The 16,457-nt window shown below is 65.1% G+C and carries 14 protein-coding genes; 9 read left to right on the top strand and 5 right to left on the bottom strand.

Annotation, left to right across the window (positions count from 1 at the left end; all coding sequences use genetic code 11):
- Nucleotides 1–9 precede the first annotated feature (9 nt).
- The 3 genes from NO363_RS04380 to NO363_RS04370 all read right to left on the bottom strand — a co-directional run bounded on the left by NO363_RS04380 (nt 10) and on the right by NO363_RS04370 (nt 3,811).
- Entirely contained in the window at nt 10–951 is a 942-nt protein-coding gene (locus tag NO363_RS04380) for an alkaline phosphatase family protein (protein WP_256687153.1), read from the bottom strand.
- 64 nt (nt 952–1,015) lie between these two features.
- Nucleotides 1,016–2,434 carry an oligosaccharide flippase family protein gene (locus NO363_RS04375; RefSeq protein ID WP_256687151.1) on the bottom strand — a complete coding sequence of 473 codons (1,419 nt, stop codon included), beginning with the start codon at nt 2,432–2,434 and terminating at the stop codon, nt 1,016–1,018.
- 9 nt (nt 2,435–2,443) lie between these two features.
- Nucleotides 2,444–3,811: a sulfatase family protein gene (locus tag NO363_RS04370; RefSeq protein WP_256687149.1), complete on the bottom strand. Its 1,368-nt coding sequence runs from the start codon at nt 3,809–3,811 to the stop codon at nt 2,444–2,446.
- A gap of 101 nt (nt 3,812–3,912) precedes the next feature.
- On the opposite strand from NO363_RS04370, the gene NO363_RS04365 reads away from it, so the two are divergent.
- A complete protein-coding gene (locus NO363_RS04365; RefSeq protein ID WP_256687147.1) occupies nt 3,913–4,860 on the top strand; it encodes a glycosyltransferase family 2 protein in 948 nt (315 codons plus the stop codon).
- A gap of 33 nt (nt 4,861–4,893) precedes the next feature.
- Here NO363_RS04365 and NO363_RS04360 read toward each other — a convergent pair whose 3' ends face one another.
- Nucleotides 4,894–5,847, bottom strand: coding sequence for a sugar kinase (locus NO363_RS04360; RefSeq protein WP_256687146.1), 954 nt, complete (start codon nt 5,845–5,847; stop codon nt 4,894–4,896).
- Nucleotides 5,848–5,930: 83 nt separating this feature from the next.
- Here NO363_RS04360 and NO363_RS04355 point away from each other — a divergent pair, with 83 nt between their 5' ends.
- The 8 genes from NO363_RS04355 to dgoD all read left to right on the top strand — a co-directional run bounded on the left by NO363_RS04355 (nt 5,931) and on the right by dgoD (nt 15,330).
- Nucleotides 5,931–6,839, top strand: coding sequence for a dihydrodipicolinate synthase family protein (locus tag NO363_RS04355; RefSeq protein ID WP_256687145.1), 909 nt, complete (start codon nt 5,931–5,933; stop codon nt 6,837–6,839).
- A 47-nt stretch (nt 6,840–6,886) separates the two neighbouring features.
- On the top strand, nt 6,887–8,122 hold the full coding sequence (locus tag NO363_RS04350; protein WP_256687144.1) for an HAD family hydrolase: 1,236 nt from the start codon (nt 6,887–6,889) through the stop codon (nt 8,120–8,122).
- 45 nt (nt 8,123–8,167) lie between these two features.
- Complete coding sequence (locus NO363_RS04345; RefSeq protein WP_256687143.1) at nt 8,168–9,406, top strand: mandelate racemase/muconate lactonizing enzyme family protein; 1,239 nt, start codon at nt 8,168–8,170, stop codon at nt 9,404–9,406.
- Nucleotides 9,407–9,582: 176 nt separating this feature from the next.
- A complete protein-coding gene (locus tag NO363_RS04340) occupies nt 9,583–10,956 on the top strand; it encodes an ABC transporter substrate-binding protein (RefSeq protein ID WP_256687141.1) in 1,374 nt (457 codons plus the stop codon).
- Nucleotides 10,934–11,980, top strand: coding sequence for a carbohydrate ABC transporter permease (locus NO363_RS04335; RefSeq protein ID WP_256687139.1), 1,047 nt, complete (start codon nt 10,934–10,936; stop codon nt 11,978–11,980). The genes NO363_RS04340 and NO363_RS04335 overlap by 23 nt, the downstream gene beginning before the upstream one ends.
- Complete coding sequence (locus NO363_RS04330) at nt 11,977–12,912, top strand: carbohydrate ABC transporter permease (protein ID WP_256687137.1); 936 nt, start codon at nt 11,977–11,979, stop codon at nt 12,910–12,912. Before NO363_RS04335 ends, NO363_RS04330 begins: the two co-directional genes overlap by 4 nt.
- Before the next feature lie 51 nt (nt 12,913–12,963).
- On the top strand, nt 12,964–14,136 hold the full coding sequence (locus NO363_RS04325) for an ABC transporter ATP-binding protein (protein ID WP_256687135.1): 1,173 nt from the start codon (nt 12,964–12,966) through the stop codon (nt 14,134–14,136).
- 42 nt (nt 14,137–14,178) lie between these two features.
- Nucleotides 14,179–15,330, top strand: coding sequence for a galactonate dehydratase (gene dgoD / locus NO363_RS04320; protein WP_256687134.1), 1,152 nt, complete (start codon nt 14,179–14,181; stop codon nt 15,328–15,330).
- A 20-nt stretch (nt 15,331–15,350) separates the two neighbouring features.
- Here the strand turns inward: dgoD and gfo6 are convergent, their stop codons facing one another.
- Nucleotides 15,351–16,430: a D-xylose 1-dehydrogenase Gfo6 gene (gfo6, locus tag NO363_RS04315; RefSeq protein WP_256687133.1), complete on the bottom strand. Its 1,080-nt coding sequence runs from the start codon at nt 16,428–16,430 to the stop codon at nt 15,351–15,353.
- Nucleotides 16,431–16,457: the final 27 nt, after the last annotated feature.

Here is a 16,457-nt window from a genome sequence, read left to right as displayed (position 1 = left end):
TTGTGTATATTACGTACCTTCGTCTGCATAGCCGAGTGCTTCGAGTCGCTCGGCAACCGTTTCGTCGGACGGTTCCGCACCAGTCATTGAATCAACATCAGGATCGCGCGTCCGGTGATCGGTCGCGCTTGTCACGAACCATGGAACGTTCCGGAGGACGTTCAGGGGAACGTTCGGGTGGCCATAGATACCACACTCACCCTTGGCGTTACCGTGGTCGGCGGTGATAGCGACGCGCTCGGCATCGAGGTTTTCGAGAAGAATCGCCACGTCGTCGAGTACATAGCGGAGGTTTTCCACGTATGCCAGCCAAACGTCGCGTTCGGTGAACTCTCCTCGACGTAAGCCCTGCCACGCATGCTCGGACCCGTCGAGCCAATCGTCGAGACCGACCCCGTTCATAAGCGGTGCGGGAACGGAAGGGAAGTGTGGCTGCATGTAATGAACGAGAAGACGGTCATCAGTTCCGACTTCCTCACGGCCAGCGACGATAGCACGGTCCGTCACCGAACGTGCGAGCACTGTTCCGCGAGTTTCGTCCCATGCATCACGCCAGACTGCATCGATTTTTCGAAAATCATCATCGTCGAAAAACCGCTGGGAATGTGGGTTCGCGGTAACCTGCACGGTCCGTTCCATCTCCTTGCGATATTCCTCGGTGAACGTCCGCTCCATCCATTCGTAGGAGGTCGAACCGGGCGAGTGGTGGATGCCCGGGTTATCGAGGAACTCGTATTCGTGGGCGATGCCGTGGAGAACGTCGGCGCGACAGCCGTCGAGGATCACGAGCGCGTCCCACGGGCGGTCGTAGATATTGACGCCGGAGTCGGCGAAGCGGTTGGTCCGGCGGAGCGCGCCGATCCACAGTTCATACGCACTCGCGCAGACGCCAGCCATTCCATCGCTCTCGACCCGCGCTCCGGTCTCGGCGAGCCAGTCGGCGAACGTCATTGTCCCGAAACCGCGTCGCAGCGCCAAACGCCTTCGGCTTTCACCACACAATAGATGTCGACAGTCATCCGACAGCCGGTAGGTTCCGCCGGACGGTCGCCCGGAACCGCCGCGAGAGCGCGGTCAGCGTGGCGAAATAGGCAGCGCCGCCGACGGCGACCAGTGCGACCGTCCACGCGACGCCCGCACCGGCGAACCCGCGGCCGACGAGGACGACGACGCCCATCGCGACCGCGGCGAGCACCTGGCTCGCCAGTTCGCCGAGGGGAATCGGGATCGTGACGTACTGCCGGAGATACCAGTACGAGAGCACCAGTCCGATCGTCGCCGAGGTCGCGGTGGCGACGGCCGCGCCGAGCCAGCCGACGAGCGCGACGAGCGCCACGTTGAGCACGAGGTTGGTGGCGACGAACGCGACGTTGACCCGAAAGGCGCTGTCGGGTCGGTCGATCGCCGCGAGCACGTTCGTGAACTGTGACTGGTAGACGTAGAGCAGTCTGGCGGCCACGAGGACGAGCAGGATCGTGTAGCCACGGGTGAACTCCGCGCCGTAGATGGCGAGCACGCGCCGGCCGACGACCGCACAGCCGACGAGACCGGGGATGACGAACAGGCCGGAGTAGGCCACCGCGTCGTCGATGAGGCCCTCGATACCGTCCTCGCCGGCGCTCGACAGCCTGCTGATCGCCGGGAACAGCGTCGTGCTGACCGACGCGCCGAACACCGCGAGCACCGACGCGAGGTTCCAGGCGACCTCGTAAACGCCGATCTGGCCCGACGAGATCGCGAAGGCAGGGATCGCGAGTACGAGCGTGTCCATCGAGGCGAAGGTACGCGATTCGATGCCCGAAAACCAGGAGTATTTCGCGTAGTCCAGCAGGCTCCAGAGCTGTTCGCGGGTCGGCAGCCGCGGACGGATGGCGAGCAACGAGAGGCCGACGAGCCCCGTCAGCAGTTCGGCGACCGCGTAGCCGGCCAGCAGCCAGCCAACAGTGCCGAGACCGACGACCACGACGCCGATCTGGAGCGCGCCACGGGCGGTGCGGTCGAACGGGCCGAGCAGCGAGGACAGCGCCACCCGATGACGGCCTTCGAGCGCCGCTCGCACCTGCCAAACGAGGAGTCCGGTGGCGAGCAGCGCGATCAGCCCGAGCGCTGCGTCGGTTCTGAGGTAGTCGTTGACTGGCCCGCGGAAGACGAGAATCGTACCCGCGAGCACGACGAACGCGACCAGTTGGAGGGTGAGTCCCGCACCGAAGAACGCCGCCTCCGATTCACCCTCGCTCACGCGCTTGCGGATGGCCATCTGGATGCCCTGCCCGCCGAGCACCTTCAGCCAGACCAACACCGCGACGACGAGGAAGTAGTTGCCGAGCACCGCGTCGCCGAGTTCGCGCGCGAGATAGACGGTGACGACGAAGCCGAAAATCGACGTCGCTATTTGCGAGAGGAAGTTGACGATCGACGTCTGTCCGATGCGCATCGCTGCCGCTCACTCCGCGTAGCCGAGGTCGCGGAGGCGTTTTTTGGTACTCTCGTTCATCTCGACGGTCCGAAGGTCGTCGGCGCTCGCCGCGATCCGCCCTCGATGCTCGTCGAGCACGCTGTGAAGCCGTTCGCACACCTCAGGATTGGCGTCCGCGACGTTCTCGTGCTCGCCGGGGTCGGCCGCGAGATCGTAGAGCACGCGCCCGTCGCCGCGCTCGATGTACTTCCAGCGGCGGTCACGGTAGGCGAACCGTCGCTCGCCGCCGCCACGATTCCCGTCGGCCCAGTCACCGACGACGTGCTCGCGCGGCCAGTCACCCTCACCGTCGAGCAGCGGGTGGAGACTGTGACCGACGAACGAATTCGCCTGCTCGCCACCCGCATAATCGACGATGGTCGGCGTGAGGTCGGCCAATCCGACGAGTTCGTCGTGGGTCGTTACTCGGGAATCGCCCCCGCAACTCACGATCAGCGGGACGTGGAGCATCTCGTCGTGGAAGGTCTGTGTGTGGCTATAACCTCCGTGCTCGCCAAACGCCTCGCCGTGGTCGGCGGTGACGATCACCATCGTGTCGTCGCCCCACATCCCCCGAACGCGCTCGATCAGACGACCGATCTCCGTGTCAGTGAAGCGGATCTCGGCGTCGTAGAGGTCGATCAGTGTCCTGCGTTCGTCGTCGGTGATCTCGTCGGGGGCCTCGATCATCTTCCGGCGGAGCCTGATCGCCTCGCGCTCGGGGACGGGATCGATCCCGAGCGCGCGCTGATGGCGCTCGGGTGGACGGTAGGGATGGTGGACGTCCATGTAGTGTGTCCAGAGGAACCGGGGGCCATCGCGCTCGTTCTCGGCCCAGTCGATGGCCTTCTCGGTGATTTCATCGGCCCTGACGTAGGCCGAGCCGACGTTGATGCCGGCCTCTTTCTCAGCCGTGTCGACCGCTCTCGACAGAACGCCGTAGAGCCAGCCGTCTTCGTCGAGGCGCTCCTCGACGGCTCCTTTCACCCGGGCCGCTGGCGATGGGTCACTCTTCGAGTCGAAAAAGGCATCGAACCCCCGCGAATAACCGAACTCCGCCGAGAGATAGAGGTTCGAGTGAAAGCCCCCCGCTCGGTAGGCGGCGGGGAGCGCCTCGGTGACGAGGGTTCGGTTCTCGGAGAGGGATTCGTACCCGCCGTACATGAGCGCGGTCGACGAGGTGAGGATCGATGGAAACGACGCACGGGTCGCGCAGGCGTGGGCGAAGGCGTTCGCGAAGCGGTGGCCGTTCGCCGCGAGCGCGTCGATGGCCGGCGTCGTTTCCCGCTCGTAGCCGTCACACCCGAGATGGTCGGCCCGGAGCGAATCGACGGTGATGAGCAGCACGTCCCGCATTCGCTTTCGTGTCCTCACCACGTCGGTTAGTACCTTTCCGTCGCCGGCGCTCGTCGAGCGGACTCCGAACGTTCAAGCGAGTGGCCCGATCAGGGACGGCGATGCCCGATTCAGCGGTCTCGCTGCCCGAATCGCTCCAGCAGGGTGGGGGACCGCTCGTATCGGTGATCGTTCCGACCTATGACGACAGCGAGTTGCTCGGCCCGGCGCTCGAATCCATCGCGGCACAGACCCACGGGAACGTCGAACTGATCGTCGTCGATAGTTCCGACGTGTCCTGGCTGCGCGAGCTCGCCGCCCGTGTCGAGGGATTCACCTATCTGAATCAGAAACCCAGCGGCCTCGCGGCGGCACGCAATCGCGGACTCGATGCCGCCACCGGAGAACTGATCGCCTTTCTCGATGCCGACGATCGCTGGCTCCCCGAAAAACTCGACCGACAGCTCGCGGCCGTCGCTGACGGTGCCGACATCGTCTACTCGAACGTCTATCTCGTCGAGGATGGGAGGAAACGCCGGCAGTCCGCGCTGTCGGTCCGCAATCCTGACAGCCACCATGTCGACTTCCTCTACGAGGGCGGGGTGCCGATGCCGACCGTGCTCGCCCGCCGGGAGTGCTTCGCCGACGAGCGCTTCGACGAGCGCCTGCCGGTGGCAGAGGACCGCCACCTCTGGGCACGGCTGTTCGCCAGCTACCGACCCGCGCGCGTGGCCGAACCGCTCGCGTGCTACACCCGTCGAGCAGGGTCGATGAGTTCGGACCTCGAACTGATGTACGAGACCGAACTGACGGTGATCGCGGACCTCGCGAACCGAGTACCTGATGTTGCGGCCCACCGCGCGGTGCTCGAACGCAAGGCGAGATACAAATACGGCAAGCGGCTGCTGCGGGCCGGCAGGAGTTCGAAAGCACGGCGCGAACTCCGGCGAGCGGTCGCCGCCGGCGAGCACGACCCGCGTGCGCTCGCCCTTCTCGTACTGGCGTACGCACCCGCTGGCCACGCACAGCTGCTGGAACTGCTCGAACGGTTCCAGGAGCGTCGCCGATAACCGCTGGCGACGATTTCGAACGGAACGGCGCAGCTACCGCCGGAGCGCCTCGCGATCGCCGAGGAACACGTCGAGTTCGCGCTCGGTCGGTAGTCCCTCGACGTCACCGGTCACAGTGGTGGCGAACGCACCGACAGCGTTGGCACGCTTCGTCGCTTCGACCGCATCGAGGCCGCGAAGACGGCCGTCGAGGAAACCGGCGGCGAACCCGTCGCCGGCACCGATGGGGTCGACGACGCGCTCGACCTCGTAGCCCGGCACGCGGGTGGCCTCGCCATCGTCGACGAGCGCACCCTCGGCACCGAGTTTGACGACCGCGATGGCAGCTCCCCGATCGCGACACGCGTTCGCAATCGCTTCAGGTGTGTCAGTGTCGAACAGCGCCCGTCCCTCCTCGATTCCGGGAAGGACGATGTCGCTCTTCTCGACGAGTGCGAGCAGCGTTCGTCGCATCTCCTCGTTGCTCTCCCAGAGTTTGTGGCGGATGTTCGGGTCGAACGATATCGTCGTCCCCGCCTCGCGTGCGCGCTCGATGGCCGCAAGGGTCGCCTCACGACAGGAATCGCTCAGCGCGGGCGTGATCCCAGTCAGATGGAGATAGTCGGCGTCCGCGATGGCATCGGTGGGGAGATCGTCGGCACTCATCGTGCTCGCGGCCGAGCCGTGGCGGTAGTAGTAGACCGAGGTCTCCCCGAGCGCGCGCCGTTCCTTGAACATGATCCCCGTCGGCGCGTCGTCGGTGAATTCGACGGTCGCGGTATCGACGCCTTCGCCGCGGACGAACGAATTGATGTAGTTGCCGTGCGGGTCCGCACCGAGCTTGCTGTACCAGCCCACGTCGTTGCCGAGCCGCGAGAGGGCGATCGCGACGTTGCTCTCGGCACCGCCGAGGCTCTTCTTGAACGTCTGCTGGTGTTTCGTCGGCCCCGGCTCGTCGGGACTGAACAGCACCATCGTTTCGCCGAGCGTGAGTACGTCCGGTGTCATGAATCGATCTACGGGGGCGGCACGGTAGGCGTTGCGGAATCCGCTCCCCGGACGTTTATGATTACACACCGAGAACGAACGCCATGAGCCACGATGCGACTGCGAACGACGATCCGCTCGATCTCGGCGGCGTCATCCCGCCGATGGTGACGGCATTCGACGAGGACGAATCGGTCGATTACCAGACGACGGCCGACCACGCCCGATTCGTCGTCGATCGGGGCGTCCACGGCGTCTTTCCGTTGGGAACGAACGGCGAGTTCGCCCTGCTCGACGGCGACGAACAGGCCGGCGTCGTCGAGGCGGTCGTCGACGAGGTCGGCGGCGAGGTGCCGGTCATCGCGGGCGTCGGTGCGCCGAGCACGTATCACACGGTCGACCGCGCCCAGCGTGCCGCCGAGGCCGGTGCAGACGGACTCGTCGTCGTCACACCCTACTACTACCCGGTCGACGAGACGGGCGCGGTCGAACACTACCGTCGCGTCGCCGAGGCCACCGAGCTCCCGATCTACGTCTATCACATCCCCTCGAAAACGGGCAACGCACTTAGCCACGCGACGCTCGACGCGCTCGCCGAGATCGACGGACTCGCCGGCGTCAAGGATTCGAGCAAGGACGTCCCCTGGCTCAGTCGCGCCATCGACGACCATCCCGAGTTCGTCTTCCTCGCCGGCTCGGACTCGCTGCAGTTCCCCGGCCGGCTCGTCGGCTGTACCGGCGGCGTGAGCGCGGTGGCGAACGCACTGCCCGAACTGCTCGTCGATCTCCACGAGTCGTACACCGCGGGCGATATCGAGCACGCACGCGAGTGCCAGAGTACCCTCTATCGGGTGCGCGACGCGTTCAAGGGCGGGCCATATCTGGCGGGTGTGAAGGCCGCGCTCTCGCTGCGCGGGTTCGACGCCGGCCCGCTGCGGAGCCCGCTCCGCGGGATGGACGACGAGGAGCGATCGGCGCTCGAAGCCACCATCCGTGCCGAGGGGTTGCTCTGAGTCGGGCGGGCGAACACGCTTATGCGCTCGGCACCCCCGAGGCGACTATGGATCGGTACGATCTCCTCTACGAGCTCTACGAGTCGTTCGACACCGACGGCCTGCGCGACCACCAGCGGTTCATCGACGTCTTCCCGCCCGTCGATTCGCGCGTCGCGCTCGAAGGCTACCAGGAGATCGCCACCGAACTCGACGAGCGAAAGGACGAGATCCGTGACGCCTTCCAGTACGGCGAAACGCTCGCAAATATCGCCGCCCACGCCAGCCGCGAGGAAGCGTTCACCGCGCTCGATCTCCTGACCAAACACGACCGCGGGGTGAACGTCCTCGTGCTCGACGTCGACGAAACCCTCAGATCCGCGGGCGGCACCGACAACGAGATTCCGCGCGAGACGCTCCACTACCTGACCGAGCTCCACGAGGCGGGCATCCCGGTCGTCATCTGCACCGGCCAGACCCTGGAGAACGTGAAGGGGTTCGCCATCCAGGGGCTCGGCAGCGAACTCGTCCACTCCGGAACGTTGAGCATCGTCTACGAGGCCGGCACCGGCGTGTTCACGCCCGGTCACGGCTCGGAGACGAAGAAATTGCTCTACGAGCGTCTCGACGAGCGGATCCAGGACGTCTTCTACGCGTTGCGCTCGCGCGTGTTGCCCGAGGCCCCCGACGGCGTTCGCGAAGGATGTCATCTCCAAGGCAACGAGTTCAACGTCACTCTGAAGCCGAACGCCGAGACCGGCAGCCCGGAAGCTCGGGAGATCATCGATCAGGCGCTCTGCTATCTCGTCGATCTGCTCGGGACGATCGTGGCGGAGGGGACCGACAGCGAGGAGGGAAGCGAGTGGGCACGGGCGTTCTACGCCGCGGCCGACCCCGAGATCCGTGGCGTGCTCGAACGACGTGACCGACTATCCGAACGTGATCCGGACGAACTGCCGGCGGCGCTGTCGGAGGCTTTCGAGCGCATCGACGTCGCCTACTACGAGGCCGACGCCGCCGAGGTCGGCAGCCTGGAGCTGAACAAGGTCGCCGGCGTCGAGACCGCCTTCGACGTGCTCGGTGTCGACGATCCGTTCGCGCTCGTGATGGGCGACTCGAAGTCCGACCTGCGCGTGATGGAGTGGGTCGCCGACGGGAAGGGGATCGCTGCCGCACCCGAACACGCCTCGCGGGCCGTGCTCGATCACGTCATCAGAACCGACGAACTCGTCTACGATCGCGGTGAAGCCGCCGCCGTCCTGCGAATCGTCTCGGCGCTCAATCGGTTGGCGACACTCGACTGATCCGGTACGACATCGTTTTATTAGAATACGAGTAAACATCGAATCATGGGTATCGACTACGCCGACCTGCACGACCCGAACGCCGAGTACACGATGCGCGAGCTCTCGTCGGAGACGATGGGCGTGCGGGCCAAACGCGGCGGCGGGCGCGACGTCGAGATCACCGACGTGCAGACGACGATGGTCGACGGCAATTTCCCGTGGACGCTGGTGCGAGTGTACACCGACGCGGGCATCGTCGGCACGGGCGAGGCCTACTGGGGTGCCGGGGTGCCCGAGATCATCGCTCGGATGACACCGTTCGTCGTCGGCGAGAACCCGCTCGACATCGATCGGCTGTTCGAGCATCTCGTCCAGAAGATGTCCGGCGAGGGCTCGATCGGCGGGACGGTCATCACGGCCATCTCGGGTATCGAGATCGCGCTCCACGACCTCGCCGGCAAGATCCTCGAACTGCCCGCCTACCAGCTACTGGGCGGGAAGTATCGTGACTCGGTGCGCGTCTACTGCGACTGCCACGCGGGCGAGGAGGAAGACCCACAGGCGAACGCCGACGAGGCCGAGCGCGTCGTCGAGGAACTGGGCTACGACGCACTCAAGTTCGATCTCGACGTCCCCTCGGGTCATGAGAAGGATAAGGCCAACCGCCACCTCCGGAACAAGGAGATCGAACACAAGGCCGAGATAGTCAGAGCAGTGACCGAGCGCCTCGATGGGCGGGCCGACGCGGCCTTCGACTGCCACTGGGCGTTCACCGGCGGGAGCGCTAAACGCATCGCGCGGGCGATCGAGGAGCACGACGTCTGGTGGCTCGAAGACCCCGTCCCGCCGGAGAACCACGACGTCCAGCGCGAGGTCACGCGCGGGACGACCACCCCCATCGCCGCCGGCGAGAACGTCTATCGCAAACACGGCTACCGTCGGCTCCTCGAAGAGCAGGCCGTCGACGTCGTCGCGCCCGACCTCCCGAAGATGGGTGGAATGCGCGAGACGAGAAAAGTCGCCGACATGGCCGACAGCTACTACGTGCCGGTGGCGATGCACAACGTCGCCTCGCCCGTCGGCACGATGGCGAGCGCCCACGTCGGCGCTGCCATCCCCAACTCGCTCGCCGTCGAGTACCACTCCTATCAGCTCGGCTGGTGGGCAGAGCTCGTCGAGGAATCGGTCATTCAGGAGGGCGCGATCGAGATCCCCGAGCGACCGGGGCTCGGGCTGACGCTCGATATGGATGCCGTCGCCGAGCATATGGTCGACGGTGAGGAGCTGTTCGATGCAGCGTAGCCGCATCGAGCTCGTGGAGCTCCGTTCCACGGCGTTCGACTGAGCGAGGCGCAGTCGAGCCAGCGGCTACTCAGCTCTCGAAAAATTTCCCGAATCGAGCCTGAAACCGAAAGCGGGCGGTCCGTTCGATCCGTCGAAAAGTATATGATGGTTCGTTACGCCGTTTGAGGCGAACGATGTCTGACTCCGAATCGAACTACTCTCGGCGGACGTATCTGAAGGGCACCGCTGCGGCGAGCGCCGGCGCGATGGTCGGTCTCGCCGGCTGTGTCGGTGGCGGTGGCGGCGGTGGTGGGAACGGGAGCGGTGGAAACAACAGCAGCGGTGGCGGCTCGTCCGGTGGTGGCGGCAAGCTGCAGGTCCTCCACGGCTGGACCGGCGGCGACGGCAAGAAAGCCATCAACAACCTCATCAAGACGTTCGAGGAAGCCCATTCCGACGTCGACACGAACTTCCAGGCCATCGGCGGCGGCGGCAACACCAATCTCGACACGACCATCTCGAACCGTGCACAGAACGGCAACCTCCCCAGCTCGTGGGCCGACTGGCCCGGCAACAACCTCGTCCAGTTCACCAGCGCCGGGCTTCTCGGCGACATCAGCGACGACGTCTGGACCAAGGACCTCAAGCAGAACTACACGAAGGAGGCCAAACAGTACTCGCAGGTCGGTGAAAGCTCGAAATCCGTCGGCTCGGGGCCATACGTTGCGGTACCGATCGGCTCCCACCGGATGAACGACCTCTTCTACAACGTCTCCGTCGTCGAGGAAGCGGGTGTCGACCCGACGAGCTTCTCGAAGCCGAGCGATCTGACGGCCGCGCTCAAGAAGGTCGAGCAGAACACCGACGCCGTCGGTCTCGCACAGGGGCTCGAAGCGCCGTTCACGACGCTCCAGCTCTGGGAGGTCGTCATGCAGGGACAGGCCGGCTATCAGGCGTTCATGGACTACATCAACGGCGAGGGCGACGAGAAGGCGGTGCGCAAGGCGTTCCAGACCGTCCAGAACTACTACGACCACATCAACGACGACGCATCGAGCATCGGCTTCACGCAGGCCAATCAGAAGTTCATGAGCGGTGACGCGGCCTTCGTCCACAACGGCAACTGGGTCGCCGGCTCCTACCGCAACCAGGACGACTTCGAGTACGAGGACGACTGGAACAACGTCACCTTCCCCGGTACCGACGACATGTACGGGATGCATCTCGACTCGTTCCCGTTCCCCGCCGACGGGCCCGCTCCCGAGGCCGCAAAGACCTGGCTCTCCTATCTGGGCACGACCGAGGCACAGGTCGCGTTCAACCAGTACAAAGGGTCGATTCCCCCGCGGACCGATGCCCCCACGGATAAGTTCGGTCCGTATCTCACCAAGACGATCAAGGAGTACAGCGAGGTCTCGCAGAAACCGCCGACGATCGCCCACGGGCTCGCCGTGCTGCCCGATGTCCACTCGGATATCGACGGCGTGATCACCAACGAGTTCCTCGGCTCGGGGAACCTCGACTCCGCAACCAAGGGGATGCTCGATGCCGTCTCCGGATCGAACTGACGTGGGACGGTCGATCCGATCACGGCTGAGTGACCTTCGCACCCGACTCGTGGGCGACACCGGCGACGACGAGAGCCCGGTTCGCACCGACGGCGGGGCGACCGTGAGCCGTGGCTCGGCCGGCACAGGACTATCGGATCGACTGCGATCGCCGCGCAACAGCCGGTTCGTCGGCTCGCTGCCGTTCTGGCTCCCGCCATTCCTGTTGATGGGGCTGTTTGTCTACGGGGCGATCGGCTGGAACTTCCTCATCTCGCTGACGGATATGGAGGGCTTTGGTGATCCGGACTACTCCACGCTCGATTTCCAGCAGTACGCCGAACTGTTCGGTAGTGAGGCGTTCATCAACGCCGCGCGCAACACGTTCGTCCTGCTGATCGCGTTCACGGTCCTCTGTCTCGTGCTCGGGCTGGTGCTCGCGATCCTGCTCGATCGGACGCTTCGATTGCAGAACACGTTCCGGCTGGTGTATCTGCTGCCGTTCAGCCTCTCGTTCGTCGTGACCGCCCAGCTCTGGGCGTGGATGTACGACATCGACAACGGCATCATCAACTCGGTGCTGAGCCTCGGCGGACTTAGTCCGGACTGGATCGGCAACCCACAGCTCGTGCTCGGAGCGGTCATCTTCGCGCTGGTCTGGCAGTTCAGCGGCTACGCGATGGTGGTCTTTCTCGCCGGATTGCAAGCGATCCCCGACGAACACTTCGAGGCGGCGCGTATCGACGGCGCGAGCACGATCAAGATGTACTGGCGAGTCATCATCCCCCAGCTCAGGGGCTCGGTCATCAGCGCGCTCGTCGTGCTGATGATCGGTGCGCTCAAAGCGTTCGACTTCCTGTATGCGCTGTTCGGCCAGTACCGTCCCGCAGCAGGAGCCGACATCCTCGCGACGCTGATGGTTCGTGAAGCGTACTCGAACCAGCACTGGGCGTACGGCTCGGCGATCGCGATCGTGCTCTACGTCCTCGCGTTGCTCGTCGTCATCCCGTATCTCTACAGTCAGTACCGCAGGGGTGCACTATGAGTCAGGAAACCGTTACAGCCGACGCGACCGACGGCGAATCGTCGACGAGCGATCTGCGCGATGCGATCGGCGGGAAACGAATCCTCCTGTACGCAGTACTCGCGCTCATCGCCGTCTACTTCCTCGTGCCCCTCGAAGCAGGGCTCGTCACGTCGTTCAAGACCAACGAGGCAGTCATCAACACCGCGCCGTATCTCCCGCCCGGACCGGACGGGTTCACCCTCCAGAACTGGGCAGAGGCGCTCGATACACTCTCGTCGGGGTTGGTCAACAGCCTCGTGATGACGATCCCGGCGACGGTGCTCGGCGCGCTGTTCGGGAGTCTCGCGGCCTACGGACTGACACAGATCAGCTGGAAGGGGCAGATCCCGATTTTCGCGCTGTTCGTCGCCGGCGTGTTCATCCCGTACCAGGCCGTACTGGTGCCGCTGTCGCAGTTCTGGTCGATGATTCCGCTCGAAACGGCGCTGTCGCCGCTGTGGGCGCTACCGTTGCTCGAACCGTATCACGCGGACCTCATCGAACTGATCGTGACCCACACCTCCTACGGAATCCCCATCAGTACAGTGCTGTTCAGGGGCTACTACATGGGGCTCTCCGACGAGATGGTCGAGGCGGCGCGCCTCGATGGCGCGGGCGTCTTCGAAATCTACCGCCGGATCGTCCTCCCGCTGTCGGGACCGATGTTCGCGGTGGTGTTGATCTACCAGTTCACGCAGATCTGGAACGAACTGCTGTTCGCACTGATTCTCGTCGGCGGCACGGGACCGTCGGCCCCAGTGACGCTCTCGCTCGTGGGACTGGGGACGAGCCTCGAAGGCGTCGACTTCGGGCTACGGATGGCCGGTGCGTTCCTGACCGCACTGCCGACGCTGCTCGTCTTCATCATCTTCGGCGATCAGTTCGCACAGGGTGTTGCCGGTCGAACGTAGACAGACAACGATGATCGAACTACTATCCAAACCAACGAACGGAGGTATCGAATGGCCGAACTGAGTCTCGATGGCGTCACGAAACGGTTCGACGACGGCGGCAACGACATCATCGCCGTCGACGAGGCCTCGCTCGAGATCGACGACGGCGAGTTCCTCGTTCTCGTCGGGCCGTCGGGCTGTGGGAAGAGCACGACGCTCCGGATGATCGCAGGGCTCGAATCCGTCTCGTCGGGAACGATCAGTCTCGACGGGACCGTGATCGACGACCGCCAGCCCGCCGATCGCGACATCGCGATGGTGTTCCAGAGCTACGCGCTCTACCCCCACATGACCGTGCGCGAGAACATGAGTTTCGGGCTCGAGGAGAGCACGGAGATGCCCGACGACGAGATCCGCGACCAGGTCGAATCCGCCGCGAAGATGATGGGCATCGAACAGCTGCTCGATCGAACGCCCAGCGAGCTCTCGGGCGGCCAGCAACAGCGCGTCGCGCTCGGCCGTGCGATCGTCCGTAGTCCGGCGGTGTTTCTGATGGACGAGCCGCTGTCGAACCTGGATGCGAAACTGCGCTCACAGATGCGGACCGAACTCCAGCGGATGCAGGAGGACCTCGGCGTGACGACGGTCTACGTGACCCACGACCAGACCGAGGCGATGACGATGGGCGATCGGATCGCCATCCTCGACGACGGCCGGCTCCAGCAGGTCGCCACACCACTGGAGGCCTATCACGAACCCGCAAACCGGTTCGTCGCGGGGTTCATCGGCGAGCCGTCGATGAACTTCTTCGAGATGGAAGTCGAGGACGGACGTCTCGTCGGCGAGAACTTCGAATATCCGCTCTCGGAAGACACGAGCGCGGACATCGGCGATGTCACCGACGTGACCCTCGGCGTCCGTCCCGAGGACATCGAACTCGTCGACACCACCGAGGGCGATGGAAGACACGATTTCCGTACGGTGGTCGACGTTGTCGAGCCGGTCGGCAGCGGCAACAACGTCTATCTCGCCTTCGAGGGCGACGAGAGCGCCTCGGAGCTCGATATGGACGAATCTCGGACGTTCGTGGCGACGATCGGTGGGCTGCGCCGCATCGATGCGGGCCAGCCGGCGACCGCACGGCTTCCCGAGGACGCGATCCACCTGTTCGACGGCGAGACCGGCGAGGCGCTGCACAACCGTAATCTCGACGACACCGAAAGGATCGAGCCGCAGCTCTGATCGACTCGGTGTGTTTTTCAGCCGTTCGCACCGACCAGGGATATGAGCGAGATCACCGACTACGAACTGTTCGCCGTCCCGCCGCGCTGGCTGTTCCTCCGCGTCGAAACGAGTGACGGACGCGTCGGCTGGGGCGAACCCGTCGTCGAGGGACGGGCACACACGGTCAGAGCGGCCGTCGAAGAGCTGTTCGAGAGCCACCTGCTCGGTGCCGACCCGGATCCGATCGAGGATCACTGGCAGGCGATGTACCGCGGTGGGTTCTATCGCGGCGGGCCGGTACTGATGAGCGCCATCGCGGGCGTCGATCAGGCGCTCTGGGATCTCAAGGGCAAGCAGTTCGACGCGCCCGTGCACGAACTGCTTGGTGGCCCGGTCAGGGATCGGATGCAGGTGTACAGCTGGGTCGGCGGCGATCGGCCGAGCGACGTCGCCGAGGCGGCGAGCGAGCGCGTCGGGGCGGGCTTCGACGCGCTCAAGATGAACGCGACAGCCGAATTTCGGCAGGTCGAATCACCAGCGGCGATCCAGGACGTCGGCGAACGACTCGCGACGGTGCGCGAGGCGGTCGGTCCCGAGGTCGGGATCGGCGTCGATTTCCACGGCCGGGTCGCAAAACCGATGGCCAAGCGCCTCGCGGCGGTGCTCGAACAGCACGACCCGATGTTCATCGAGGAGCCCGTGCTGCCCGAGCACGACGAGCTCCTGCCGGAGATCGCCGCCCATACGACGACGCCGATCGCGACCGGCGAGCGCCACTACTCGCGGACGGATTTCGCGCCACTGCTCGCTGCCGGTGGTGTGGACGTGATCCAGCCTGACCTCTCACACGCCGGCGGCATCACCGAGGTCCGCAAGATCGCGGACATGGCCGCCGCCCACGACGTCGCGCTCGCGCCGCACTGCCCGCTCGGCCCGATCGCGCTCGCCTCGTGTCTCCAGGTCGATGCCTGCGCGCACAACGCGCACATCCAGGAACAGAGTCTCGGGATCCACTACAACGAGGGTAGCGACGTGCTCGACTATCTCGCCGAGCCGTCGGTGTTCGACTACGAGGACGGGTTCGTCGAGATCCCCGATGGTCCGGGGCTCGGCATCGAGATCGACGAGGAGCACGTCCGCGAGCAGGCGGGCGAGATCGACTGGCACAACCCGATCTGGCGTCACGACGACGGTTCCGTCGCCGAGTGGTAGCGGTGCTCTGAACGGCCGACTCAGAGCGAAACCGGCGAATCACTCTCTCCGGCCTCGTAGATGGCTTCAAGCGCGCGCATATCGACCAGTCCGTGCTCGCCATTCGGCTGTGGCTCGGTTTCCGAGAGCACGCGGTCGGCGAAGTAGTCGAACTCCTCGGTCATCTGGCTGCGCTGGTCGAAATCGATCGTGGTGTCGAGATCGCCCCGCCGCAGCCGGAGTTTTCGGGGTTCGTCGGGGAAGAAGACGGGATCGAGTTCGAGTTCGCCCGCCGTGCCCGTGATCCGGAGATGGCTCGACTGGGCGGCGTTTTGACTCGCCGTGCACACAGTCGAGACGTCGTCGGGGAAGTCGACGCGGAAACTCGCGCGTTCGTCTGGCACCGCCGAGAAAGCGTCGTGAGACGAACTTATCGACGCCTGGACCGAGGTGGGATCCGAATCCAGGACGAACCGGGCAGTGTTGAGCGGGTAGATGCCCAGGTCCATCACGCTCGCACCGTAGCCCGCGAGATCGGGGTCGAGCCGCCACTGGTCGGTGTCGGAGTTGATGTCGAGCAGGCGCTGGGTCATCGCGCCGTGGATCGCCACGGGGTCGCCGACAAACCCCTCACGGACCAGCTCGCGCGCCCGCCGGACGGCCGGTTCGGTCTGCATCCGATAGGCGATCATCAGCGGCACCGACTCGCACGCTTCGACCAGTTTCTCGGCACGCTCGACGCTCGCCTCCATCGGTTTCTCACAGAGGATCGCCTTGTCGAGCTCGGCGGCCGTCTCGGCGTACTCCAGGTGGACGGCGTTCGGCGTGGCGATGTAGACGGCGTCGTATTCTTCGCTTGCCGCGCCGTCGTGGAACGCCTCGTAGGAGATGCCGTCCTGGATCGTCTCGTGGCGTTCGGCGGTCGCCGTCGCGCGCTCCGCGTCGCTGCTGACGAGCACCGTCGTCTCGCACAACTCCGCACGCTCGACGGCCGGGAGCGCCTTTTCGAGCGTCCACCAGCCGAGACCGATCATCGCGATCCTGACCGTGCCGTCCGCGTCGCTCCGCCAGTCGCGCTCGGTGAACTCGTCGAAGAACTCGGGGAGGTCGAAGGTACTCATCGACGACGGTTGTCGGGCCGTCGGGGT

The sequence above is a fragment of the Halococcus qingdaonensis genome (assembly GCF_024508235.1).
Classification (GTDB): Archaea; Halobacteriota; Halobacteria; order Halobacteriales; family Halococcaceae; genus Halococcus; species Halococcus qingdaonensis.
The sequence above is the reverse complement of the archived record's forward strand: the minus strand, read 5'-3'. Positions and strand labels throughout refer to the sequence as shown.